Here is a 22,867-nt window from a genome sequence, read left to right as displayed (position 1 = left end):
TAAGCCTTTCAGCGCCGATGGTACTGCAGGGGGGACCCTGTGGGAGAGTAGGACGCCGCCGAACAATCATTGTGGGAAAGCCCCGCACCAGCCCTCACGGGCTCGGTGCGGGGCTTTTCTGCGTTTACGGCCAGGTGCGGCGCCTCCTGTAGGGTCAAGGGGCATCGTTCGACCAGATTTCTACAGTCACAGTGGAGGCCCCCGGGTGGAGGTCCAGGAGACTCGGGTTCAGACCAACCGAATTTTCACCTTTCCGAACATTCTGAGCATGGCGCGCTTGGCCGGTGTGCCGCTGTTCCTGTGGCTGATCCTGGCGGAGCACGACGGCTGGGCGCTCGCGGTCCTCATGCTCAGCGGCATCAGCGACTACCTCGACGGGAAGCTCGCGCGGCGCTGGAATCAGATCAGCGCCCTCGGCCGGCTGCTGGATCCGGCCGCCGACCGGCTCTACATCCTGTCCACCCTGTTCGGTCTCACGTACCGCGGGATTCTGCCGCTCTGGCTCACCGCGGCACTGCTCGCGCGCGAGCTGATGCTGCTGGTCATGGTCTGGATCCTGCGTCGGCACGGCTATCCGCCGCCGCAGGTCAACTTTCTGGGCAAGGCCGCGACCTTCAACTTGATGTACGCGTTCCCCTTGCTGCTGCTGAGCGACGGGTCGGGCTGGTTGGCCTGGACGGGGTCTGTTTTGGGATGGGCGTTCGCCGGATGGGGTACAACCCTGTATTGGTGGGCAGGAGTGCTTTACGTGGTGCAGGTCCGCCGGCTGGTGAAGGCGGACGCCACGGCCGATTGATCTCGCTCGGCGCCTTGCAGACGCGGAGAAGTCGCCCGGCCGACGTCCGGGACGGGTGAGATCGGCGATGACGTCGTCTCTCAAGGAGGACTCTCCCGACATGAAGGCCGTTGTAATGGCCGGTGGCGAAGGCACTCGTCTCCGCCCTATGACCTCGAGCATGCCGAAGCCGCTCCTGCCGGTGGCGAACCGGCCGATCATGGAGCACGTCCTCAGGCTCCTCAAGCGCCATGGGCTCAACGAGACCGTGGTCACCGTGCAGTTCCTGGCGTCGCTCGTCAGGAACTACTTCGGTGACGGCGAAGAGCTCGGGATGGAGCTCACCTACGCCAATGAGGAGAAGCCCCTCGGCACCGCCGGCAGCGTGAAGAACGCCGAGGAGGCCCTGAAGGACGACACCTTCCTCGTCATCTCCGGCGACGCGCTCACCGACTTCGACCTGACCGACCTCATCCGCTTCCACAAAGCGAAGGGCGGACTCGTCACGGTGTGCCTCACCCGCGTGCCGAACCCGCTCGAATTCGGCATCACCATCGTGGACGAGCAGGGCAAGGTGGAGCGCTTCCTGGAGAAGCCGACCTGGGGACAGGTGTTCTCGGACACCATCAACACCGGCATCTACGTCATGGAGCCGGAGATCTTCGACTACGTGGACCCGGACGTCTCCGTGGACTGGTCCGGCGACGTCTTCCCGCAGCTGATGAAGGAAGGCCGGCCCATCTACGGCTACGTCGCCGAGGGCTACTGGGAGGACGTGGGCACCCACGAGAGCTACGTCAAGGCCCAGGCCGACGTGCTCGAGGGCAAGGTCCAGGTCGACATGGACGGCTTCGAGATCTCCCCCGGCGTGTGGATCGCCGAAGGGGCCGAGGTGAGCCCGGAGGCGGTGCTGCGCGGGCCGCTGTACATCGGGGACTACGCCAAGGTCGAGGCCGGTGTGGAGATCCGCGAGCACACGGTGGTCGGATCGAACGTGGTCGTGAAGAGCGGCGCGTTCCTGCACAAGGCCGTGGTGCACGACAACGTGTACATCGGGCCGCACAGCAACCTGCGCGGCTGCGTCATCGGCAAGAACACCGACATCATGCGGGCCGCGAGGATCGAGGACGGCGCCGTCATCGGCGACGAGTGCCTCGTCGGGGAAGAATCGATCATCCAGGGGAACGTGCGCGTCTACCCCTTCAAGACGATCGAGGCCGGCGCCTTCGTCAACACGTCGGTGATCTGGGAGTCCCGGGGACAGGCGCACCTCTTCGGTGCCCGTGGCGTCACCGGGATCCTGAACGTGGAGATCACCCCCGAACTGGTGGTCAGGCTGGCCGGTGCCTACGCGACGACCCTGAAGAAGGGCGCGACGGTCACCACGGCCCGTGACCACTCCCGGGGCGCGAGAGCGCTCAAGCGGGCCGTGATCTCGGCCCTGCAGGCGAGCGCGATCAACGTCAGGGACCTGGAGAACGTGCCGCTGCCCGTGGCGCGGCAGCAGACCGCGCGCGGCAGTGCCGGCGGGATAGTGCTCCGGACCTCGCCGGGGGTACCGGACTCCGTGGACATCATGTTCCTCGACGAGCGGGGGGCGGACCTCTCCCTCCAGCAGCAGCGCAAGCTCGACCGGGTGTACGCGCGCCAGGAGTACCGCCGGGCCTTCCCCGGCGAGATCGGGGACCTGCAGTTCCCGGGCAGTGTCTTCGACGCCTACACTGGTTCGCTGCTGAGGCGGGTGGACACCACCGGAGTCGCCGATTCGGGCCTCAAGGTGGTCGTCGACGCCTCCAACGGCAGCGCCGGACTCGTACTGCCCAGTCTGCTGGGCCGACTGGGGGTGGACGCCCTCACGGTCAATCCGGGGCTGGACGAGACCCGGCCGACGGAGACCGCGGAAGCCCGTCGGGCCGGACTGGTCCGGCTCGGCGAGATCGTGGCGTCCTCGCGGGCCGCCTTCGGAGTCCGCTTCGACCCGGTGGGCGAGCGGATCTCCCTCGTGGACGAGCGCGGACGGATCATCGAGGACGACCGGGCCCTGCTGGTCCTGCTCGATCTGGTGGCGGCCGAGAAGCGCAGCGGCAAGGTGGCGCTGAACGTGACCACGACGCGGATCGCGGAGCAGGTGGCGGCGTACCACGGCACCCAGGTGGAGTGGACCACGACCTCGCCCGAGGACCTGACCCGGGTGAGCCGGGCGGAGAACACCATCTTCGGCGGCGACGGCCGCGGCGGTTTCATCGTCCCGGAGTTCAGCAGCGTCTTCGACGGGGCGGCGGCCTTCGTGCAGCTGATCGGGCTGGTGGCGCGGACGCAGCTCACGCTCAGCCAGATCGATGCCCGGATCCCGCGGGCGCACGTGCTCAAGCGGGACGTGCCGACGCCGTGGGCGGTGAAGGGGCTCGTCATGCGGCGGGTCGTGGAAGCGGCCGGGGATCGCCAGGTGGACACCACCGACGGGGTGCGGGTCGTCGAGGCCGACGGGCGGTGGGCGCTGGTGCTGCCGGATCCTGCGGAGGCGGTCACGCACCTGTGGGCGGAAGGTCCCGACGACGCCTCGGCGCAGGCACTGCTGGACGACTGGGCCGCGGTGGTGGACGGCGCCGGGCACTGACGCCGGCCGAGCGGTGACGCAGGCCCGTCCGTCCGGTGGGCCGGGTGGGGACCGAGGTCCCCTCCGGCCCACCGGACGGACGCATTCGGTGTGTGCGGCGCCGACATGCGACGATGTGCGGCATGTCGCAGCCGCCCCGCAACCGGAGTTCGTCGCCTCCCCCCGGCGGTGCCCAGGGGGAACCCCGGCCCGCGCGGCCGGACGCCTCCATGTCGCTGCTGACACACGTGATGGACCACAGCCTCGACGAGGGCTACGCGCAGGCCTCGGCCCGGCGGGAGGCGGACGGCACGGCGGGCCTGCCGCGCACCCTCAAGGCCAAACTGGGTCTGGCCGCCGGGCTCGTGATCGCCGCCATGGTCGTCACGCTGGGTGCCGCCCAGGCGCGGGTGACCGCGCCGGTGCTGGCCAAGGAGCGTCAGGAACTGATCGACCGGGTCGAGCGGGCCGACGCGCACGCCGACGGCCTCGAGCGGGACATCGACCGGTTGCGGGGCGCCGTCGCCGAGCGCCAGCGCGAGGCGCTCAAGCAGCACGGCGGGGACCAGGGCCAGCTCGTCGCGCTGCTGTCCGGGGCCACCGAGGTGCGCGGTCCCGGGATCAAGCTCGTGGTGGACGACGCGAAGGGCTCGTCGACGGGGGACGGGTCCGCGCCGCGGGAGAACACCGGTTTCGCGGACACCGGGCGGCTGCGCGACCGCGACATGCAGAAGATCGTCAACGGGCTGTGGCAGTCCGGGGCGGAGGCGATCTCGATCAACGGACAGCGGCTGACGTCGCTCTCGGCGATCCGGGCCGCCGGTGACGCGATACTGGTCGACAACAGGCCGCTGGTGCCGCCGTACGAAGTGCTGGCGATCGGCGACAAGAAGCGTCTCGGGACGGCCTTCCAGGACTCCGCGGACGGCCAGTACCTGCACGTGCTGCAGGAGAGCTACGGCATCCGCTACACCTTGTCGTCCGAGGCCGAGGTACGGCTTCCCGCCGCGTCGAGCCTGACCGTACGTACGGCTACAGCAGCAGAGCAGCAGAAGGGTGCATCGTGATCGCGGTACTGGGCCTCGTGGTCGGAGTGGTGGTCGGACTTCTGGTCCGGCCCGAGGTGCCGGCCGTGATGGAGCCTTATCTGCCGATCGCCGTGGTGGCGGCGCTGGACGCGGTGTTCGGAGGCCTGCGCGCGATGCTGGACGGCATCTTCGTGGACAAGGTCTTCGTGGTGTCGTTCCTGTCGAACGTCGTCGTGGCGGCGCTGATCGTCTTCCTCGGCGACAAGCTGGGGGTCGGCTCGCAGCTGTCCACGGGTGTGGTCGTCGTACTGGGCATCCGCATCTTCTCCAACGCCGCGGCCATCCGCCGGCACGTGTTCAGGGCGTGAGGCCGATGAGTACGAACGACACCCCGCCCGAGGAGCCGACGGGCCCGGAGCAGCCGTCGCGGGACCGTCAGCCCCCCGGGGCCGCGGGCGGCCCCGGCGAGCCCGTGGCCGACCCGCGCGACCGGCCCGCCGCGGACGCCGGGCCAGGACCAGGGCCCGAGCCGGACGCCGTACCCGAGGCACCCGAGGAGACGGGCCGGCAGCGGCTGGCGGCCGGGTTGTGGCCGCCGCGGGTGAGCCGTGCCCAACTGATCGTCGCGGTGCTGCTGTTCGTCCTGGGGCTCGGTCTGGCCATTCAGGTGCGGTCGAACAGCGACTCCAGCGCGCTGCGCGGCGCCCGCCAGGAGGACCTCGTACGGATCCTCGACGAGCTGGACGGGCGTACCAAGCGGCTGGAGGACGAGAAGCAGAAGCTGCAGGAGCAGCGCAGGGAGCTGGAGAGCAGCTCCAACCAGGCCGAGGAGGCCCGCAGGCAGACGGTCGAGAAGGAGAGCCAACTCGGGATCCTGGCCGGTACGGTGGCGGCTCAGGGGCCGGGGATCATGTTGAAGATCACGGATCCCAAGGGCCAGGTGTCGTCGGACAAGCTGCTGGACACCCTCCAGGAGCTGCGTGCGGCCGGGGCCGAGGCCATCCAGATCAACGGTGTGCGCGTGGTGGCGGGCTCGTACTTCTCGGACGAGGGCGACGGGGTCGCGATCGACGGTAAGAAGATCACACAGCCCTACGAGTTCAAGGTGATCGGCAAGCCGCAGGACCTGGAACCGGCTCTCAACATCCCCGGTGGCGTCGTGCAGTCGCTGGAGAAGGAGCAGGCGGTCGTCACCGTCACACGACCGGCGAAGATCGTCGTGGATGCCTTGCGGGCTGCGAAGCAGCCTGACTACGCTCGGTCGTCATCGTCGTGAGGCGGGGCGAGGAGCGGACCGGCTCACGCGGGCGGATGCCTGCGGGGGGTCGGCGCACCGAAGTCGCGGTGCGTGGTGGAAACTGTCTGATGGTTACGGACGTTGTGAGTATGTCCGGGTCGGCAGGTGTCGTTCGGAGTTCGTCCTGCCCCACGGGCGGGTCTGTTTCGGTCAAGGGGAATCGCCCGTGAAGTTGTTTGAGAAGTTGTTCGGCAAGAAGAACCGAGAGGAAGGCGGTGCGGCCAGGCACCGCGCGGGGCACGGCGACGTGGAAGGGCAGGGCGACCGGCCGCTCTTCCGGGACGAGGTCGCGGGTGCGGGGGATATTTCGGGCGCGCAGGGCGCGTCGGCTGTTGACCCTGCCGGTACCGGACGCATAGGTTTCGGTGAACCATCAACCTCAACTACGGGTGGAGGGTTTGCCCCCGACCCGTATGCCACCAACGCCTCCGCGGGGCAGCCGCGGCGCGAGGAGCCGTCCATGCCGGCCGAGCAGATTTGCAGCAGGTGCGGGCACCGCAGCGACGCGGCGAGCCGATTCTGCTCCAACTGCGGGGCGCCGTTGCGGGCGGGCCTGACGCCGGAGCGTGCCTCGGAGACCACGTCCACCATCTCGATCTCGGGCCTCGAGGCCTACGAGGCCGAGGTGTCGGGACAACAGCACGTGTCGTCCTCGCTGTCCCCCGAGGCCCAGGCCGCGGTGGAAGCGCTGCCCCCGGGTTCCGCTCTGCTCATCGTGCGGCGCGGCCCCAACTCCGGCAGCCGCTTCCTCTTGGACGGCGAGCTGACGACGGCCGGCCGGCACCCGCAGAGCGACATCTTCCTGGACGACGTCACCGTCTCCCGGCGCCATGTCGAATTCCGCCGGAGCCACGACGGCGGCTTCACCGTCGCCGATGTCGGCAGCCTCAACGGCACGTACGTCAACCGTGAACCGATCGACTCCGTCTCCCTCAACAACGGCGACGAAGTGCAGATCGGCAAGTACCGGCTGGTCTTCTACGCGAGCCTGCGGGGGCACTGACCCTTCAAGGGAAGGTCCCATGCTGCGTATCCCGGCAGGCGGTGCCGCCAAGAGCGGCACCGCCGGCACCGCCGCCTCGGCGGGGCGGCTGGTGAGCATCGGAACGGTGCTCACGATGCTGCGCGACGAGTTCCCCGAAGTCACGATCTCCAAGATCCGGTTCCTGGAGGCGGAGGGGCTCGTAGAGCCCAGGCGCACACCTTCCGGATACCGCAAGTTCAGCACCGACGACGTCGAGCGCCTCGCCCGCATCCTGCGGCTCCAGCGGGACCACTACCTCCCGTTGAAGGTCATCCGCGACCAGCTCGACGCGCTCGCCCGGGGTGAGCAGATCCGTATCCCGACGCCCGCGGCGCAGGGGGAGTCCGTCGATCCCGCGAGCCCCGTCGCCCTCTACGGCGAGGTGGGCCGGGAGCGGCCGACGGTGGCCAGGGTGGGCCGGGCCGAGCTGATCGCCGCCGCCGAGGTGGACGAGGTACAGCTCGTCGAGTGGGAGTCGTACGGGCTCCTCGCGGAGGCGCCGGACGGTGGGTTCGACGCCGAGGCCGTCACCGTGGCACGCCTGGTGGCCGATCTCGGCCGGTTCGGGCTGGAACCGCGCCACCTGCGGGCCATGAAGGCCGCCGCCGACCGGGAGGCCGGTCTGGTGGAACAGGTCGTCGCGCCGCTGCGCCGCCACCGCAATCCCCAGACCAGGGCGCATGCCGAAGCCACCATGAAGGAGCTCGCGGGGCTCTCCGTGCGGCTGCACGAGGCCCTCGTACAGACGGCTCTAGGGGTGCGGCTGGACTGATCGCGGGGTCCCAGGGGGGTGTCCTCGCAGAGCCCGGGGGGAGTCCGACTACCCAAACCGGCCGGGCAGGTCCTAGGGTTGCTGTGTGAACGAGCTCGACGTTGTGGGTGTCCGGGTGGAAATGCCCTCGAACCAACCGATCGTGCTCCTGCGTGAAGTGGGAGGCGATCGGTACCTCCCCATCTGGATCGGACCAGGGGAGGCGACCGCCATTGCCTTCGCGCAGCAGGGGATGGCCCCTGCCCGGCCGCTGACGCACGACCTTTTCAAGGACGTGCTGGAGGCGGTCGGCGAGGAGCTCACCGAAGTCCGGATCACGGATCTGCGGGAGGGCGTCTTCTACGCGGAGCTCGTCTTCGCCAGCGGGGTCGAGGTGAGCGCGCGGCCCTCCGACGCCATAGCGCTCGCCCTGCGGACCGGGACGCCGATCTACGGCAGCGACGGCGTGCTGGACGACGCCGGAATCGCGATCCCGGACGAGCAGGAGGACGAGGTGGAGAAGTTCCGCGAGTTCCTCGACCAGATCTCGCCCGAGGACTTCGGTACGGGCCCGCAGTGAGGTGCGGCTCGTCCCGGCCTCCAGGGAATTTCAGCCCATTCGACTAGCCCTTCCCCGCGTTGGGGCACGGGAAACCACTCTCAGGGTGATTATCACTCGGCGTGCCGAGTGTGGCGATCGTTGACGCACCCCTGGTGACTGCCTACCTTCGAGGTGGGCAGGTCAAGGACGGAGGGTCGGCGTGAGAGTCACGGGCGACGGTACGACCGGGGGCATCCCCGCACGGAGTGACGGTGGGCCGTACCCGCTGCACGGTGGTGCGGGTGCAGTGAGCTCCGCGCGCCGTCAGCAGGAGCCCGCGCCGGCCGGTTCGGTGGGACCGGTGGGCATCCAGGGCGGCGGTGAGTCCGCACCCGAGCAGGTCGGGTACCGGGGGCCGACGGCGTGCGCCGCGGCGGGCATCACCTACCGGCAGCTCGACTACTGGGCGCGCACGGGGCTGGTGGAGCCGAGTGTGCGTCCCGCTTACGGGTCGGGCACGCAGCGCCTCTACAGCTTCCGGGACGTGGTCGTCCTCAAGATCGTCAAACGCTTCCTGGACACCGGGGTGGCGCTGCAGAACATCCGCACCGCCGTGCAGCACCTGCGCGACCGGGGCTTCTCGGACCTCGAGCGCATGACGCTGATGAGCGACGGCGCGACCGTGTACGAGTGCACCTCCCCGGACCAGGTCGTGAGCCTGCTCCAGGGCGGTCAGGGCATCTTCGGCATCGCCGTCGGCGTCGTCTGGCGCGACGTCGAGAACGCGCTGTCCCAGCTGCACGGCGAACGCGTGGACACCGGCGAGACGGTCGTCAGGCACAACCCGGCCGACGAGCTGGCCGCGCGGCGCAACCGGGCGGTCTAGCCCGCCCGGGCCGGTGGCCCGGGCGCGGTGGGCGCTGACGCGCGTCCGGAGGGCCGGCGGGGATGGATTCCGCCGGCGAGGGCGCCGGGGCCGCCACAGAGCCCGTGGAGCCCTTTCCCGGGGGTTTCGGCCGTTGTCAGTGGCATGGGGGAGCATCGGGGCTGTGAGAGCCGCGCCGACCATCCTGCATCTGGACATGGACGCCTTCTACGCCTCGGTCGAGCAGGCGTCGAAGCCGAGCCTGCGCGGCAAGGCGGTCATCGTCGGCGGGCTGGGACCGCGCGGGGTCGTCGCCACCGCCTCGTACGAGGCCCGGCGGTTCGGGGTGCACTCGGCGATGCCGATGGCCCAGGCCCGGCGGCTCTGCCCGAACGGCGCCTGTCTGATCCCGCGCTTCAGCCTGTACCGGGAGGTCAGCGACACCGTCATGGCCCTCCTGCGGGAGCTGTCGCCCCTCGTGGAGCCGCTCAGTCTCGACGAGGCCTTCGTGGACCTCGAGGCGGGCGGTGTCGCCTTCGACGCGGAGAGCGCGCGGGCCACCGGCGAGCGGCTGCGGGCCGACATCGCGGCCGCCACCGGCCTCAGCGGCTCCGTGGGGCTGGCCGGGTCCAAGATGCTGGCCAAGGTGGCCTCCGAAGAAGCCAAGCCGGCCGGGCTGCTGCTGATCGAGGTCGGCACGGAGCGGGCGCACCTCGCGCCCATGTCGGTACGGACCCTGCCGGGGGTGGGACCGGCCACCGGGGAGCACCTGCGGCGGGCCGGGATCACCACGGTGGGGGAGCTGGCGGAGGCCGGCGAGGACGAGCTGGTCCGGATGGTGGGGCGCTCGCACGGGGTGGGGCTGTACCGGATGGCCCTGGGGCTGGACGATCGGCCGGTGGTCGCCGAGCGCGACGCGAAGTCGGTGTCGGTCGAGGACACCTTCGACGTGGACCTGCACGACCGGACGCGGATCCGGAACGAGGTGCAACGGCTCGCGGACCGGTGCGTGGAGCGGCTGCGGGCTTCCGGACACTCAGGGCGCACCATCGTGCTCAAGGTGCGGCGCTACGACTTCTCCACGCTCACCCGCTCCGAGACCCTTCGGGGGCCGACGGACGATCCGAGGGTGGTGCGGGAGGCTGCCGCGCGGCTGCTGGAGGCGGTGGACACCACGGGCGGGGTGCGGCTGCTGGGTGTCGGCGTGACCGGGCTGGCCGACTACACGCAGGAGGACCTCTTCGCCTTCGCGCTGGCCGCTCAGGGGGACGCGGAGGCCGAGGGCGCCGGGTCGGAGGGGTTCGCGCCGGCCGACGGGACGGGTTCGGGCGCCGGGGTGGCGGGGACCGCGGGGGCGGCCGGGCCGGAGGGGGCCGCGCCGGCCGGTGGGGATCCGGGGCGCGAGCCCGCGGCGGCCACGGTTGGAGCGGTCGAGGCGCAGGCCCCCAGCGAGCGGCGGTGGGTGGCCGGCCGTGACGTCCGGCACGCCGTGTACGGCCCCGGGTGGGTCCAGGGCAGCGGCGTCGGCCGGGTGACCGTGCGGTTCGAGCAGCCGGGCTCGGTGCCGGGCCGGGTGCGGACGTTCCTGGTGGACGACCCCGAGCTGGAGCCGTCCGATCCGCTGCCGCTGGTGGGGGACAGGGGTGCGGCGGCCCCGGACGGCGCCTCGTCGCCGTGTGCCCGGGACAGCCCCTAGGTCCTGTCCTCGTCGCCCGCCAGGTGGCCGAAGTCCCGGTGGAACTCGCTGGGGAGCGTCGTGTCCAGTCCGTAGTGGTGGTAGAGCCGCAGCTCCTGTTCGGGGGAGAGGTGGCGGCCGACGCCGAAGTCGGGGGCGTCCTTGATGAGGGAGCGCTCGAAGGGCACGCGCAGGGTGTCGCCCACCATCTCGCTGGGCTCCAGGGGCACGAAGGCGTCCCGGCTGAAGAGGCCGGTCCGTACGGCGGCCCACTCGGGGACGCCCGTGGCATCGTCGAGGTAGACCTCGTCGACGGTGCCGATCTTGTTGCCATTGCGGTCGAACGCCTTGCGGCCGATCAGGCTGCGCGGATCGATGTCGGTCTGCACGGGCCGGTCCCTCCGTTTGGTCCGCAACTCCTCCGTTATGACTACAGAAGTGCATTTCTGGAGAGGGGGCCACTCGAGGGAGGTCCCCAGATCCTCGCTGGTAGGCTGGGTGACGGCTGTTGACCCTGTGCGGGAGAGTCCTCCGAGTGAGTTCGACGGAGGCGCCGAAGGAGCAAATCCTCCCCGGAATCTCTCAGGCATACGTACCGCACGTGGTGAGGCCACTCTGGAAAGCAGGACGGGTACCGGGCGCGCACTGCCGGTCCCCCTCCTCACCGACGGTGAAAGCCGGACCTCGCGAGCGATCCTCGAGCGGCCCGGTGAAACTCTCAGGTTGTGATGACAGAGGGGGAGGCCGTCCGGGTGCCCGCGCCGAGGCACCCCTCGCAGGTCGTACGACCAGGAGGCCTCCGTACATGACCGCCAACCGCATTCCGCTCTCCCAGCTGGAGCGAGGCATCCCCTTCGAGCAGCGCCACATCGGCCCGGATGCCGAGGCGCAGGCGAAGATGCTCGCCCAGGTGGGCTACGGCTCCCTGGACGAACTGACCGCCGCCGCGGTACCGGATGTGATCAAGACCACTGCCGCGCTGAACCTGCCCGAGGCGCGGACCGAGGCCGAGGTCCTGGCCGAGCTGCGCCAGCTCGCCGACCGCAACCAGGTCCTCTCCTCCATGATCGGCCTGGGCTACTACGGCACCTTCACGCCGCCGGTGATCCTGCGCAACGTCATGGAGAACCCGGCCTGGTACACGGCGTACACCCCGTACCAGCCGGAAATCTCCCAGGGCCGCCTCGAGGCCCTGCTCAACTTCCAGACGGTCGTCGCCGAGCTGACCGGCCTGCCGACCTCCGGTGCCTCCCTGCTCGACGAGGGCACTGCGGCCGCCGAGGCCATGACGCTGGCCCGCCGCGTGGGCAAGGCCAAGGGCAACGTCTTCCTGGTGGACGCCGACGCGCTGCCGCAGACCATCGCCGTGATCGAGACCCGCGCCGAGCCGATCGGCATCGAGATCGTCGTCGCGGACCTCTCCGAGGGCATCCCGGCCGAGGTCGCCGAGCGCGGCGTCTACGGCGTGCTCCTGCAGTACCCGGGCGCGTCCGGCGCGGTGCGCGCCATCAAGCCGGTCATCGACCAGGCCCACGAGCTCGGCGCCATCGTCGCCGTCTCCGCCGACCTGCTCGCCCTGACCCTGCTGACCTCGCCCGGTGAGCTGGGCGCGGACATCGCGGTCGGCACCACCCAGCGCTTCGGCGTCCCGATGGGCTTCGGCGGACCGCACGCCGGCTACATGGCCGTCCAGGCCAAGCACGCCCGCTCGCTGCCCGGCCGCCTCGTCGGCGTCTCCGTGGACGCGGACGGCAACAAGGCCTACCGCCTGGCGCTGCAGACCCGTGAGCAGCACATCCGCCGTGAGAAGGCCACCAGCAACATCTGCACCGCGCAGGTGCTGCTCGCGGTCATGGCCGGCATGTACGCGGTCTACCACGGTCCGGACGGCCTGCGGACGATCGCCCGCCGCACCCACCGCTACGCCGCCCTGCTCGCCGCCGGTCTGACGGCCGGCGGGGTCGAGGTCGTGCACGGCGCGTACTTCGACACCGTCACCGCCCGGGTACCGGGCCGCGCCGCCGAGGTCGTGGCCGCGGCCCGCGAGGGCGGGGTCAACCTGTTCCAGGTGGACGCCGACCTCGTCTCCATCGCCTGTGACGAGACCACCCTGCGGGCCGACATCGAGGCCGTCTGGACCGCCTTCGGGGTCACCGCCGACATCGAGGCCCTGGACGAGGCAACCGCCGACGCGCTTCCCGAGGCGCTGCTGCGCGAGGACGCGTACCTGACCCACCCGGTCTTCCACCAGCACCGCTCCGAGACCGCGATGCTGCGCTACCTGCGCAAGCTCTCGGACAAGGACTACGCGCTGGACCGCGGCATGATCCCGCTGGGCTCCTGCACCATGAAGCTCAACGCGACCACCGAGATGGAGCCGGTCACCTGGCCCGAATTCGGCCAGCTGCACCCCTTCGCCCCGGTCGAGCAGGCCGAGGGGTACGTCACGCTGATCACCGAGCTGGAGGAACGTCTCTGCGAGGTCACCGGCTACGACAAGGTCTCCATTCAGCCCAACGCCGGATCCCAGGGTGAGCTCGCCGGCCTGCTGGCCGTCCGCGCCTACCACCGGGCCAACGGCGACGAGCAGCGCACCGTCTGCCTGATCCCGTCCTCCGCGCACGGCACCAACGCCGCGAGCGCCGTGATGGCCGGCATGAAGGTCGTCGTGGTCAAGACCGCCGACGACGGCGAGGTGGACGCGGCCGACCTGCGCGCCAAGATCGAGCAGTACCGCGACGAGCTCGCCGTCCTGATGATCACCTACCCCTCCACGCACGGCGTGTTCGAGGAGCACGTCGCCGACATCTGCGCCCAGGTGCACGACGCCGGCGGCCAGGTCTACGTGGACGGTGCCAACCTCAACGCCCTGGTGGGCCTGGCCAAGCCGGGTCACTTCGGCGGCGACGTCTCGCACCTGAACCTGCACAAGACCTTCTGCATCCCGCACGGCGGCGGCGGCCCGGGCGTCGGCCCGGTCGGTGTCCGGGCGCACCTGGCCCCGTACCTGCCCAACCACCCCCTCCAGCCGACCGCCGGTCCCGCGACGGGCGTCGGCCCGATCTCGGCCGCGCCGTGGGGTTCGGCCGGCATCCTGCCGATCTCCTGGTCGTACGTGCGCCTCATGGGCGGCGAGGGCCTCAAGCGCGCCACCCAGGTGGCGGTGCTCGGCGCGAACTACATCGCCAAGCGACTGGAGCCGCACTACCCGGTCCTCTACACCGGTCCGGGCAACCTGGTCGCGCACGAGTGCATCATCGACATGCGCCCCCTGTCGAAGACGACGGGCGTCAGCATCGACGACATCGCCAAGCGTCTGATCGACTACGGGTTCCACGCGCCGACGATGTCCTTCCCGGTCGCCGGCACGCTGATGATCGAGCCGACGGAGTCCGAGGACCTCGCCGAGATCGACCGCTTCTGCGACGCGATGATCGCCATTCGCGCCGAGGTCGAGCGGGTCGCCGCCGGCGAGTGGCCGGTGGACGACAATCCGCTGGCCAACTCCCCGCACACGGCTGCGGCGCTGGGCGGCGAGTGGAACCACCCCTACTCCCGTGACGAGGCCGTCTTCCCGGGCGGTGTCTCGGCCGCGGAGAAGTACTGGCCGCCGGTGCGCCGCATCGACGGTGCCTTCGGCGACCGGAACCTGGTGTGCTCCTGCCCGCCGCTGGACGAGTACGACAACTGATCCGTCGTCCGTCCTGGTGACATGACGAAGGGGGCCGGTCCGGGAGTTTCCTCCCGGACCGGCCCCCTTCGGCTATCTGTCGGCGACCTAGGCCGCCTTCATCACCCGCGTCGACGCGAGGGCGCGGTGCGGAGCGATGATCTGGCCGTCCGGCAGCAGCTCACCGGTGTCCTCGAAGAGCAGGACGCCGTTGCACAGCAGGCTCCAGCCCTGTTCCGGGTGCACGGCCACGGGGTGCGCGGCCTCCCGGTCGGCGGAGTCGGCTGACGGGCATGCTGGCTTGTGCTGGCACATGGATGCGTTCTTTCGCTGCGGTGTGGTCTGTGTGCTGCGGCTCGATGCGTTGTTCATGGCCGCCCCCCGGTTTCGACGACTTGGCTCGGTCAGGGTCCCAGTGTTCCCCTACGGCACGGTGTCCGCAGGGATTTCCCGGCAGCTGTCCTCATAGATTGATGACGCATCACTCGTGCGGGCGGTTCAGGTCAACTCCCCTGTCATTTCGGATGGTTCGCAGGGGGCCCGAGTGGGCTAGGCCGAATGGGCAGAACCGGCCACCGGGGCCCTTCAGGCGGCCGGGGCCGCCAGCGAGGGCGGGAGCGGTGACGCGGAGGGAGTGAGCCTGTGGGTCATCACGGGCAGCAGTTCGGACACCGGGTGCGGCCGGTAGGCGGCGATGCCCGGCGGGGCGGGTGCCAGTGGGACGAGCAGGTCGGCGGCGGCCGGCAGCCCGGCGGAAGCGTCGGCGCCCACCGAACCGTGCAGCCACAGCGTCAGCATGTACAGCTCCGGTACGGACAGCAGGCGCGGCTGGTAGTTCTGGCCGAGGGACTCGGACTGCCGCAGTGCGCGCTCGGTGGCGGCGACGTAGGGGCCCTCGAAGAAGTGGGAGAAGGCCCATCCGTCCGGGGTCAGCCGGGTGTCCGCCGCCGCGACGTAGCGGTCCCCGCTGCGGATCAGGAACCGCCAGCCGGTCAGCCGCGTACGCGGCGGCCTGCCGCCGGAGGCCAGGCCGGTGATGTTCAGCCGGTCCAGGACGTGGACGGGCAGCGGCAGTTCGGCGGTCATCGGACCCTGGAGGGCGCGCAGGGCCGGGGTGTGCGCCTCATTGACGGCGGTGGGGGATCCGAGGGCCGCGAGGACGCTGCGCAGGGCGGGCGCGGGAGCCGGGGGGACGTGCAGCGGCATGGTGGGTCGCCTCTCACTTGGGAGACCGGTGGAACGGGGGCGGGGTGCGGGTGTGACGGGCGCTGTCGCATTCTGGGGCCAGAGGGGGGCTGAGGGGCAATGGCCGCGCGCCAACTCTCTGCCTCGTTTGCGGAGTTTATACGACATGTGTTCACGCAGTGTTTCGGCTAGCTGTCCCGCCTATTGCCGACAAGACGCTTACCGGTCCCTCTGGCACGGCATTCGTGCCGGGTGCGCGCAAACGTGCCGCGCTGACCTCGGAGGTTACCGGACGGGGGCTCGGCTGGAAAGCGTCGGTTATCCGGAACCGGCAAAGTCGGTGCGGTAATTGCGTACAGCGGCTTGCCAGGTGAATGTGCCAAAGCGCCCGTCGGCCAAACCGGCGCGCGCTCCTCGCCAGACACCCCCCTCCCGCGTTATCGATCACGCCGCCGGGGCATCATCGACCGTAACGCGCGCCTGGGTGACGGATCTTTCCACGCCGGCCAGGCCCAATCGAGGAGGGACCCTTCGATGGGGGAGAAGGTCGTGGCGGGCGGATTCGACCTGTCCGATCGGCAGAGGTACCGGAGGAAGCTTCACGAGTGCCTGGAGGTACTGGAGCGACTTCTGGCGGAGAAGAGGTTCGATCGGCCCAAGAACATGATGGGGCTGGAGATCGAGCTGAATCTCGCGGGTGCCGACGGGTTGCCGAGAATGGTGAATGCCCAGGTGCTGGAACGCATTGCGAGCCCTGATTTCCAAACGGAACTCGGAATGTTCAACCTGGAGGTGAACGTGCTCCCGCACCGGCTCGGCGGCCGGGTATTCGACCAGCTCGCCGAGGAACTGAGCGCGGGGCTCGGCTATGCCCACCGGCAGGCGGTGGAGATCGACGCGGGGGTGGTGATGATCGGAATTCTGCCGACGATCTCCCGCTCCGACATGGTCACCGCCAACCTGTCCGCGGTGGACCGCTACTCACTGCTGAACGAGCAGATCCTGTCGATGCGCGGCGAGGACTTCACGCTCGACATCGACGGTGTCGAGCGGCTGACCTGGACCTCCGGGTCGATCGTGCCGGAGGCCGCCTGCACGTCCGTACAGCTGCACCTGCAGGTGACTCCGGCCCGGTTCGCGGACGTGTGGAACGCGGCGCAGGCGGTGGCCGCCGTACAGATAGCAGTGGGCGCCAACTCGCCGTTCCTGTTCGGGCGGGAGCTGTGGCGGGAGTCGCGGCCGCCGCTCTTCCAGCAGGCCACCGACACCCGGCCGCCGGAGCTGCAGGCGCAGGGGGTGCGGCCGCGCACCTGGTTCGGCGAGCGGTGGGTGGACTCGGCGTACGAACTCTTCGCCGAGAACGTCCGCTACTTCCCGGCCCTGCTGCCGATCTGCGACGAGGAGGAGCCGCTGCGCGTCCTCGCCGAGGGCGGGGTGCCGAGCCTGCAGGAGCTGGTGCTGCACAACGGCACCGTCTACCGGTGGAACCGGCCCGTCTACGGGATCGCCGACGGGGTGCCGCACCTGCGGGTGGAGAACCGGGTGCTGCCCGCCGGGCCGACGGTGGCCGATGTCGTCGCCAACGCGGCCTTCTACTACGGACTCGTACGGACCCTCGCGGACGAGCAGCGTCCGGTGTGGAGCCGGCTGCCCTTCGCGGAGGCGGAGGCCAACTTCGACGCGGCCTGCCGCTACGGCATCGAAGCCAGGCTCCGCTGGCCGCGCCGGGGCCGGGGCGGGGGGCTTGCGAGCGTGCCGGCGGTGCGGCTGGTGCTGGACGAGCTGCTGCCGATGGCGGCCGCCGGGCTGGACGCGTGGGGCATCGAGCCGGCCGACCGGGACTACTACCTCGGGATCATCGAGGAGCGGTGCCGGCGCCGGGTGAACGGCGCCACCTGGCAGGTGGAGACGTACCACCGGGCGCTCGCGGCCGGGCTGGAACGGGACGCGGCGCTCGCCGCGACCACGCGCCGCTACAGCGAGCTGATGCACAAGGGCGAGCCGGTGCACACCTGGCCGCTCGGCATCGCGGAGGCGGAGGTGAGCGCCGCAACGGCTGCCGAGGGCTGACCCGGGCGGGGTCGGACGGGGTCGGGCGGGGCCGGGCGGACGGCGGCGCGGCGGCCGACGACGCGTGCCGGCACGGCCGCCGTGCCGGGCCCGCGGCGGCCGCCGCGGGCCGCGCCGGGGTGTGCTGATGGCCCCCGGCGCGGGCCCGTGCGTGCCCGGTCCCCGGCCGGTGATCCCCTTCCGCCGCCGACGAGGCAGTATGGGGTGATCGCAACAAGACGCCCCCGGTGACGTGCCGAGGTGACACCTCACGGCGGGCGGCGGGACGGGAGACGCGCGTGCGGACGGAGCCGGAAGCGGTGACCGGGGAGCTCGGCGAGGGCCGGGACGGGCGCGGGATCCTGCGCACCGAGACGCTCCTCGTGCTCGCGCTGTCCCTCGGTGCGAGCGGCGTCTCGGCGCTCATCAGCTTCATCGGCTCGCTGACCAAGCCGGGCGGGCTCAAGGACCAGGCCGCCACGCTCAACGGCTCGTACGCGCCCGGCCGGCCCTGGCTGGACCTGGCCTGGCAGCTGTTCGGCATCGCGAGCGCGCTCGTCCCCGTCCTGCTCGTGGCGCACCTGCTGACCCGCGAGGGCGTGCCGGGGCTGCGCGTCCTGGGCTTCGACCGCACCCGGCCATGGTGGGACCTGGGACGGGGCGCGCTCGTCGCGGCCTGTATCGGGAGCGCCGGCCTGGCCTTCTACCTGGGCGCGCGGGCCACCGGCTTCAACCTGACGGTCGTGCCGGAGGCCCTGCCCGACGTGTGGTGGAAGTTTCCCGTGCTGATCCTCTCCGCCCTGCAGAACGCCCTGGTGGAGGAGATCATCGTGCTGGCCTACCTGCTGCGGCGGCTGGGCCGGCTGGGGTGGTCGCCGATGGCCGCGCTGCTGGCCAGCTCCGTGCTGCGCGGTTCCTACCACCTCTACCAGGGCATCGGCGGCTTCATCGGGAACGTGGTGATGGGCGTCGTCTTCGTCCTCGCCTACCGGCGCTGGGGCCGGGTCGCTCCGCTCGTCGTGGCGCACGCGCTGCTCGACATCGTGGCCTTCGGCGGCTACGCCCTGCTGGCGGGGAAGGTGGGCTGGCTGCCCACCCCGTAGACCCGGCCGGGGTGGGTCGGCCCGCACCCCGTGGGCCGGGCCGGGGTGGGTCGGCCCGCACCCCGTGGCCGGGCCGGCAGGAGCTCAGGGCGCCGTGAGGAGTTCGCCGTCGATGACGGTGACCGCGCTGCCCGTCAGGAGCGTACGGTCGCCCTCGAGCCGGACCGTGACCAGGCCGGTGCGCGCTCCGCCCTGGAGGCCGACCAGCTCGGTACGGCCCAGGCGCGCGGCCCAGAAGGGGGCCAGTGCCGTGTGGGCGCTGCCCGTGACCGGGTCCTCGTCGATGCCGAAGGCGGGGAAGAAGCCGCGGGAGACGAAGTCGTAGCCGCGGGAGGGGTCCTCGGCGGCGGCCGTGACGATGATCCCCCGTCGGCCGTAGCCGCGCAGGGCGGGCAGATCGGGCGTGAGCTCGCGTACGGTCCGCTCGTCGGCCAGCTCCACGACGAGGTCGCCGATGTGGTCGGACGTGTCGTGGACCGACTTGATCCCGGCGCCCAGAGCGCGCTCGACCTCGGCGGCGGGCTCGACCGCGGTCAGGGAGGACGTGGGGAAGTCCAGGGTGATCGTCCCGTCCTGCGCGGCCTCGGCCGTGAGGATGCCGCAGCGCGCGGTGAAGCGGACCAGCCCGCTCGCGAGGCCGCTCGTGGCGAGGACGTGGGCGGTGGCGAGGGTCGCGTGGCCGCACATGTCGACCTCGTTCGTCGGCGTGAACCAGCGCAGTGCCCAGTCGGCGTCGCCGCCGGGCGGCAGGGGGCGGGCGAAGGCGGTCTCTGAGAGGTTGACCTCGGTGGCGACCTGCTGGAGCCAGGCGTCCGGGGGGAAGTCTCCGTCCAGGAGCAGTACTCCGGCAGGATTGCCGGCGAAGGGGCGGTCGGTGAAGGCGTCCACGATTCTGATGCGCATGCCCTCGACCGTAGGGAGGCGGGAGAAGCCGCCGCAAAGGCCAATCCCCGACGACTGGCCTGCTCGGGGGCGGCTCGGTCGCGCCGCGGGGCGTCGCACCGTCGGGGCGGAGCGTGCTCGCCACCTTGCTGTCAGCGCCCCCGCGGCCGCCGCCCGCCTGAGGGGCGGCGGTGCAGCCACCCACGTCAGACGCAGACGCCGGACGGGCTCGGTCTGGTCGCGAGTTCCGCAACGACACCTGGGGCGAGATGCGGACGGCGTGGCGGTTCACCGTCGACGGCGCGAAGGTGAGCCGCTTCGAGACCGGGCATGCCTGAGCAGGCGCCGGGAGCGGCCGAGCCCGGGCCGCGCCGGGAGCGGCCGGGACCGAGTCCCGCAGGGGACCGGACCGGGCAGGCGCTGAAATTCCGGCGGCTATCAGGCTTGCCTCGGCGCTACCTCGTACGGATCGCCCAGATACGGACGCTCCCGTCAAGGCAGCCTACGGCGAGGTTGTAGCCGTCTACGGCGAGGATGCTGCCGTCCGGGCTGAATGCCACGGCTTGGACTTTCTCGGATTGCTTGGTCAGAATCAGCAGCTGTTCACCAGTGTGGGTGTCCCAGACGATCATCGTGCCGCTGTTGTCACCGGACGCGAGCACGCGGCCGTCGGGGCTGAACGCCAGCGCGCCAATGCTGTCGGTGTGCCCGGTGAGCCGATGGTGCCGCTTGCCGGTGTGCGTGTCCCAGACGTGGGCCAACACCTTGCCATCTTCGGCGAAGGTGTTGCCGGCTGCGGCGATGGTGCGGCCGTCGGGGGTGATCGCCAGCGCGCTGATGTGCGACGGCTTTCCGGTCTTTAGCCGATGACGGGGTCGTCGGCCGGTCGGTGGTTCCCAGATGAGAACGCGCCCTTCGGCATCGCCTGTGGCGAGGGTGTTCCCGTCCGCGCTGAACGCCACCGGGCCCGTGGCGCCGGGCAGGGCGGCCAATCCCTTGCCCGTGCGGGCATCCGAGAGGCGAGCCTCAGCGTAGGTGCCGATGGCGAGGGTGCCGCCGTCAGGGTTGAACACCACGGAGTCAATGGTCCCGCTGTGTCCGGTGAACTGACGGCGTAGCGTGCCCGCGCGCGGATCCCACAGGCGGATCACCTTGCCGTCGCCACCAGTGGCGAGCGTGCAGCCGTCGGGGCCGAACGCAACGGAGTGGATGCGGTCGGTGTGGTCGGTGCGGTCGGACAGGAGGCGGAGCTGCGCGCCTGTGCGCGGGTCCCAGATGCGGACGTCCGAACTGCTGTAGCTCACCGCGAGGGTGTGGCCGTGCGGGCTGAACCCCATCGCGGTCACACGCCCCCCGCCACGTTTCGCTTTCAACGTGCGGAGCAGCGTGCAGGCAGGCCCCGAGAGGAGGGTGGACGCCTGGGGCGTCGGCCTGAGGTCGTGACGGGTGCCTGGCGGCGTTGGCGGGGGTGCCGGCGGGTCCGGCCTACGGCCGGGCTCCTTCGGCAACGGCCCTGCCAGAAGGTCTAGGAGCTCGGAGGGGGTCGGGCGTGCCGTCGGATCCTTCGCCAGGCAGGACGCCGCCACCTCGCGCAACCCCGGTGGGAGCGCCGTAAGGTTCGGTGACTGATGGACCGCCCGGAAGATCAGTGGCATCGCTTGGTCCTCACCCCAGGCAGAGCCACCCGCCGCCGCAACCAGGACCACGCCGAGTGCGAACACATCAGCGGCGCCGGTGACTTCCTGTCCGCCCAGAACCTGTTCGGGCGCGAGATAGCCAGGTGTGCCGAATATCGCTCCGGTCGCCGTAAGGCGTGTGGACCCGATGGCCCGCGCGATGCCGAAGTCGATGACCCGGAGGCCGCCCTCAGCCATGATGATGTTGCCCGGCTTGAGGTCCCGGTGTACCAGGTGGCAGGAATGGATAGCCGCCAGCGCCTCCGCCAAGGCGGCGCCCAGTTGCCGAAGGTGAGGTTCGTCCATCGGGCCCTCGGCGGCCAGTAGTTGAGAGAGATTGGGCCCGGGCACGTAGGCAGTGGCCAGCCACGGAGGTTTGCCGTTGGGGTCCGCATCGACAACTGGTGCGGTGTGGACCCCGCCCACATCGCGGGCCGCCTGCACCTCGACGTGGAAACGGGCACGGAAGGCCGGGTCGGCCGCAAGCTCGGGCTTGACGACCTTCACGGCAACCGCGCGGCCGCCGCGCGAATATGCCAAGTAGACGGTTCCCATCCCGCCCTCGCCGAGCTTGGCTCCAAGGGTGAATCCGCCTATGTGTTCCACGCGCACAGTATGAACGCACCGACGCCACCTGACCGGCTCATGTCATCGATCTGTGCGCGGTAGGCCTCGGGGTTCCGGCCGGTCGATCTTCAGTGAGTGAGAACGGTCGAGAGGGGCGGCGCGCCGCCTTCGGGCCCTTCGGACCGCCCTTCGGCGGGCGGGGCGGACGCGGTGGACCGCGCGAGCGAGGGCGGCGAGAAGCTGTTCACGCTCACCGAAGCCGGTCGCGCAGAGGCCGGGTCCGGCCCGGACGCCCCCTGGGCGGAAGCCGGACGGGGTTTCGACTTCGAGGCGATGAACGAGGTCCGGACGGCCGGTTTCGGCCTGATGGAAGCCTTCGGCCAGGTTTTCAGGACCGGCACCCCCGCCCAGCGGGAGAAGGCCCTCGCGGTCGTCAACGAGACGCGCAAGAAGCTCTGCCTGATCCTGGCCGACGAGCACTGAGCGCGGTCCGGCGGGAGCTCCCGCACGGAGCGGCGCGCCCCGTGAGTCCTCTCGCGGGGCGCGCCGTCGTACGTACGGACGGGCCGGCGGTCAGGCGACCAGGCCGGCGAGCTTGCGGAGCGACTCGTTCAGCGCGGCGGTGGCCGAGTCCTTGAGCTTGCCCGCCATCAGGGAGACCGCGGCGCCCGTGAACTCGCCGTCGATGCGGACCGTGGTGGCCCCGCCGTCCGGGACCAGGGTGTAGCGGGTCAGGACGGCCACGCCCATGGGGCCCTTGCCGGTGATGGCGATGACGCGCTCCTGCTCGAGCTCCGAGACCGTCCAGAGGACCTCGGCGGGGAAGCCCATCATCTTCATGTTCTCGGCGAAGGTGGCCCCGACCGCGAGGGTCTCGGGCCCGCCCTTGGGGAAGTTGGTGTGGGTCATGCTCCACTGGCCGTAAGCGTCCCAGTCGGTCAGCTGGGACCAGAGCTTCGCGGCGGACGCCTCGATGCGTGATTCCGCGGTGACTTCAGCCATGCGACCACCCCTTCTCGTCAGGTACGTGCGGCGGAACGTAGTCCCGGCGGACGCAACATTCAATACTGACGACCTGTCAGATATGGAAGGGCGGCCCGGGCGCCGCCGCGTCCGGTATCGGGTGTGTCTCAACAGGTGTCACCACGATGACGCTCCTGACCTGCCCTGTCATGATGTCCGA

The 22,867-nt window shown here is 70.8% G+C and carries 20 protein-coding genes and 1 riboswitch; of the genes, 14 read left to right on the top strand and 6 right to left on the bottom strand.

Going from position 1 to position 22,867, the window contains the following annotated elements:
- The first annotated feature begins 205 nt into the window (after positions 1-205).
- From ACFWBY_RS19755 to ACFWBY_RS19710, 10 genes are all read left to right on the top strand, one after another.
- Positions 206-796 (top strand): CDP-alcohol phosphatidyltransferase family protein, encoded by a 591-nt coding sequence (locus ACFWBY_RS19755; RefSeq protein ID WP_385344161.1) that lies wholly within the window; start codon positions 206-208, stop codon positions 794-796.
- Between the two features lie 100 nt (positions 797-896).
- A complete protein-coding gene (locus tag ACFWBY_RS19750; protein ID WP_385344164.1) occupies positions 897-3,392 on the top strand; it encodes a sugar phosphate nucleotidyltransferase in 2,496 nt (831 codons plus the stop codon).
- A gap of 113 nt (positions 3,393-3,505) precedes the next feature.
- Positions 3,506-4,438, top strand: coding sequence for a DUF881 domain-containing protein (locus ACFWBY_RS19745; RefSeq protein ID WP_385344167.1), 933 nt, complete (start codon positions 3,506-3,508; stop codon positions 4,436-4,438).
- Positions 4,435-4,767, top strand: coding sequence for a small basic family protein (locus ACFWBY_RS19740; RefSeq protein ID WP_243342106.1), 333 nt, complete (start codon positions 4,435-4,437; stop codon positions 4,765-4,767). The genes ACFWBY_RS19745 and ACFWBY_RS19740 overlap by 4 nt, the downstream gene beginning before the upstream one ends.
- A gap of 5 nt (positions 4,768-4,772) precedes the next feature.
- Positions 4,773-5,675, top strand: a complete 903-nt coding sequence (locus ACFWBY_RS19735) for a DUF881 domain-containing protein (protein WP_385344170.1) — start codon at positions 4,773-4,775, stop codon at positions 5,673-5,675.
- A gap of 82 nt (positions 5,676-5,757) precedes the next feature.
- A complete protein-coding gene (locus ACFWBY_RS19730) occupies positions 5,758-6,699 on the top strand; it encodes an FHA domain-containing protein (protein ID WP_385344196.1) in 942 nt (313 codons plus the stop codon).
- A gap of 19 nt (positions 6,700-6,718) precedes the next feature.
- Complete coding sequence (locus tag ACFWBY_RS19725) at positions 6,719-7,492, top strand: MerR family transcriptional regulator (protein WP_385344173.1); 774 nt, start codon at positions 6,719-6,721, stop codon at positions 7,490-7,492.
- Positions 7,493-7,577: 85 nt separating this feature from the next.
- Positions 7,578-8,051: a bifunctional nuclease family protein gene (locus ACFWBY_RS19720; RefSeq protein WP_007262890.1), complete on the top strand. Its 474-nt coding sequence runs from the start codon at positions 7,578-7,580 to the stop codon at positions 8,049-8,051.
- A 181-nt stretch (positions 8,052-8,232) separates the two neighbouring features.
- Positions 8,233-8,898: a MerR family transcriptional regulator gene (locus ACFWBY_RS19715; protein WP_385344176.1), complete on the top strand. Its 666-nt coding sequence runs from the start codon at positions 8,233-8,235 to the stop codon at positions 8,896-8,898.
- Positions 8,899-9,061: 163 nt separating this feature from the next.
- A complete protein-coding gene (locus ACFWBY_RS19710) occupies positions 9,062-10,573 on the top strand; it encodes a DNA polymerase IV (RefSeq protein ID WP_385344179.1) in 1,512 nt (503 codons plus the stop codon).
- On the opposite strand, the gene ACFWBY_RS19705 is transcribed toward ACFWBY_RS19710, so the two are convergent.
- Positions 10,570-10,941: a PRC-barrel domain-containing protein gene (locus ACFWBY_RS19705; protein ID WP_385344181.1), complete on the bottom strand. Its 372-nt coding sequence runs from the start codon at positions 10,939-10,941 to the stop codon at positions 10,570-10,572. The genes ACFWBY_RS19710 and ACFWBY_RS19705 overlap by 4 nt on opposite strands.
- A 120-nt stretch (positions 10,942-11,061) precedes the next feature.
- Positions 11,062-11,160: riboswitch (glycine riboswitch) on the top strand.
- A gap of 197 nt (positions 11,161-11,357) precedes the next feature.
- Between ACFWBY_RS19705 and gcvP the strand changes: the two genes are divergently transcribed.
- Positions 11,358-14,243: an aminomethyl-transferring glycine dehydrogenase gene (gene gcvP / locus ACFWBY_RS19700; RefSeq protein WP_385344185.1), complete on the top strand. Its 2,886-nt coding sequence runs from the start codon at positions 11,358-11,360 to the stop codon at positions 14,241-14,243.
- 87 nt (positions 14,244-14,330) lie between these two features.
- Here the strand turns inward: gcvP and ACFWBY_RS19695 are convergent, their stop codons facing one another.
- Both ACFWBY_RS19695 and ACFWBY_RS19690 read right to left on the bottom strand, forming a co-directional pair.
- Positions 14,331-14,537, bottom strand: a complete 207-nt coding sequence (locus tag ACFWBY_RS19695; protein ID WP_385344187.1) for a DUF5999 family protein — start codon at positions 14,535-14,537, stop codon at positions 14,331-14,333.
- Between the two features lie 270 nt (positions 14,538-14,807).
- Positions 14,808-15,428 carry a hypothetical protein gene (locus tag ACFWBY_RS19690; RefSeq protein ID WP_385344190.1) on the bottom strand — a complete coding sequence of 207 codons (621 nt, stop codon included), beginning with the start codon at positions 15,426-15,428 and terminating at the stop codon, positions 14,808-14,810.
- Positions 15,429-15,941: 513 nt separating this feature from the next.
- Here ACFWBY_RS19690 and ACFWBY_RS19685 point away from each other — a divergent pair.
- A complete protein-coding gene (locus ACFWBY_RS19685; RefSeq protein WP_385344193.1) occupies positions 15,942-17,477 on the top strand; it encodes a glutamate-cysteine ligase family protein in 1,536 nt (511 codons plus the stop codon).
- 278 nt (positions 17,478-17,755) lie between these two features.
- Entirely contained in the window at positions 17,756-18,559 is an 804-nt protein-coding gene (locus ACFWBY_RS19680; protein ID WP_385342664.1) for a CPBP family intramembrane glutamic endopeptidase, read from the top strand.
- 84 nt (positions 18,560-18,643) lie between these two features.
- On the opposite strand, the gene ACFWBY_RS19675 is transcribed toward ACFWBY_RS19680, so the two are convergent.
- Both ACFWBY_RS19675 and ACFWBY_RS19670 read right to left on the bottom strand, forming a co-directional pair.
- Positions 18,644-19,462, bottom strand: a complete 819-nt coding sequence (locus ACFWBY_RS19675; protein ID WP_385342666.1) for a PhzF family phenazine biosynthesis protein — start codon at positions 19,460-19,462, stop codon at positions 18,644-18,646.
- Positions 19,463-19,896: 434 nt separating this feature from the next.
- The gene (locus ACFWBY_RS19670) at positions 19,897-21,723 is read right to left on the bottom strand and encodes a WD40 repeat domain-containing serine/threonine protein kinase (RefSeq protein ID WP_385342668.1); all 1,827 of its coding nucleotides are present in this window, start codon (positions 21,721-21,723) and stop codon (positions 19,897-19,899) included.
- 96 nt (positions 21,724-21,819) lie between these two features.
- Between ACFWBY_RS19670 and ACFWBY_RS19665 the strand changes: the two genes are divergently transcribed.
- On the top strand, positions 21,820-22,167 hold the full coding sequence (locus tag ACFWBY_RS19665; RefSeq protein ID WP_385342670.1) for a PadR family transcriptional regulator: 348 nt from the start codon (positions 21,820-21,822) through the stop codon (positions 22,165-22,167).
- A gap of 90 nt (positions 22,168-22,257) precedes the next feature.
- On the opposite strand, the gene ACFWBY_RS19660 is transcribed toward ACFWBY_RS19665, so the two are convergent.
- A complete protein-coding gene (locus ACFWBY_RS19660) occupies positions 22,258-22,686 on the bottom strand; it encodes an SRPBCC family protein (protein ID WP_385342671.1) in 429 nt (142 codons plus the stop codon).
- Positions 22,687-22,867 lie beyond the last annotated feature (181 nt).

The sequence above is a fragment of the Streptomyces sp. NPDC060049 genome, assembly GCF_042736715.1.
GTDB lineage: Bacteria > Actinomycetota > Actinomycetes > Streptomycetales > Streptomycetaceae > Streptomyces.
The sequence above is the reverse complement of the archived record's forward strand: the minus strand, read 5'-3'. Positions and strand labels throughout refer to the sequence as shown.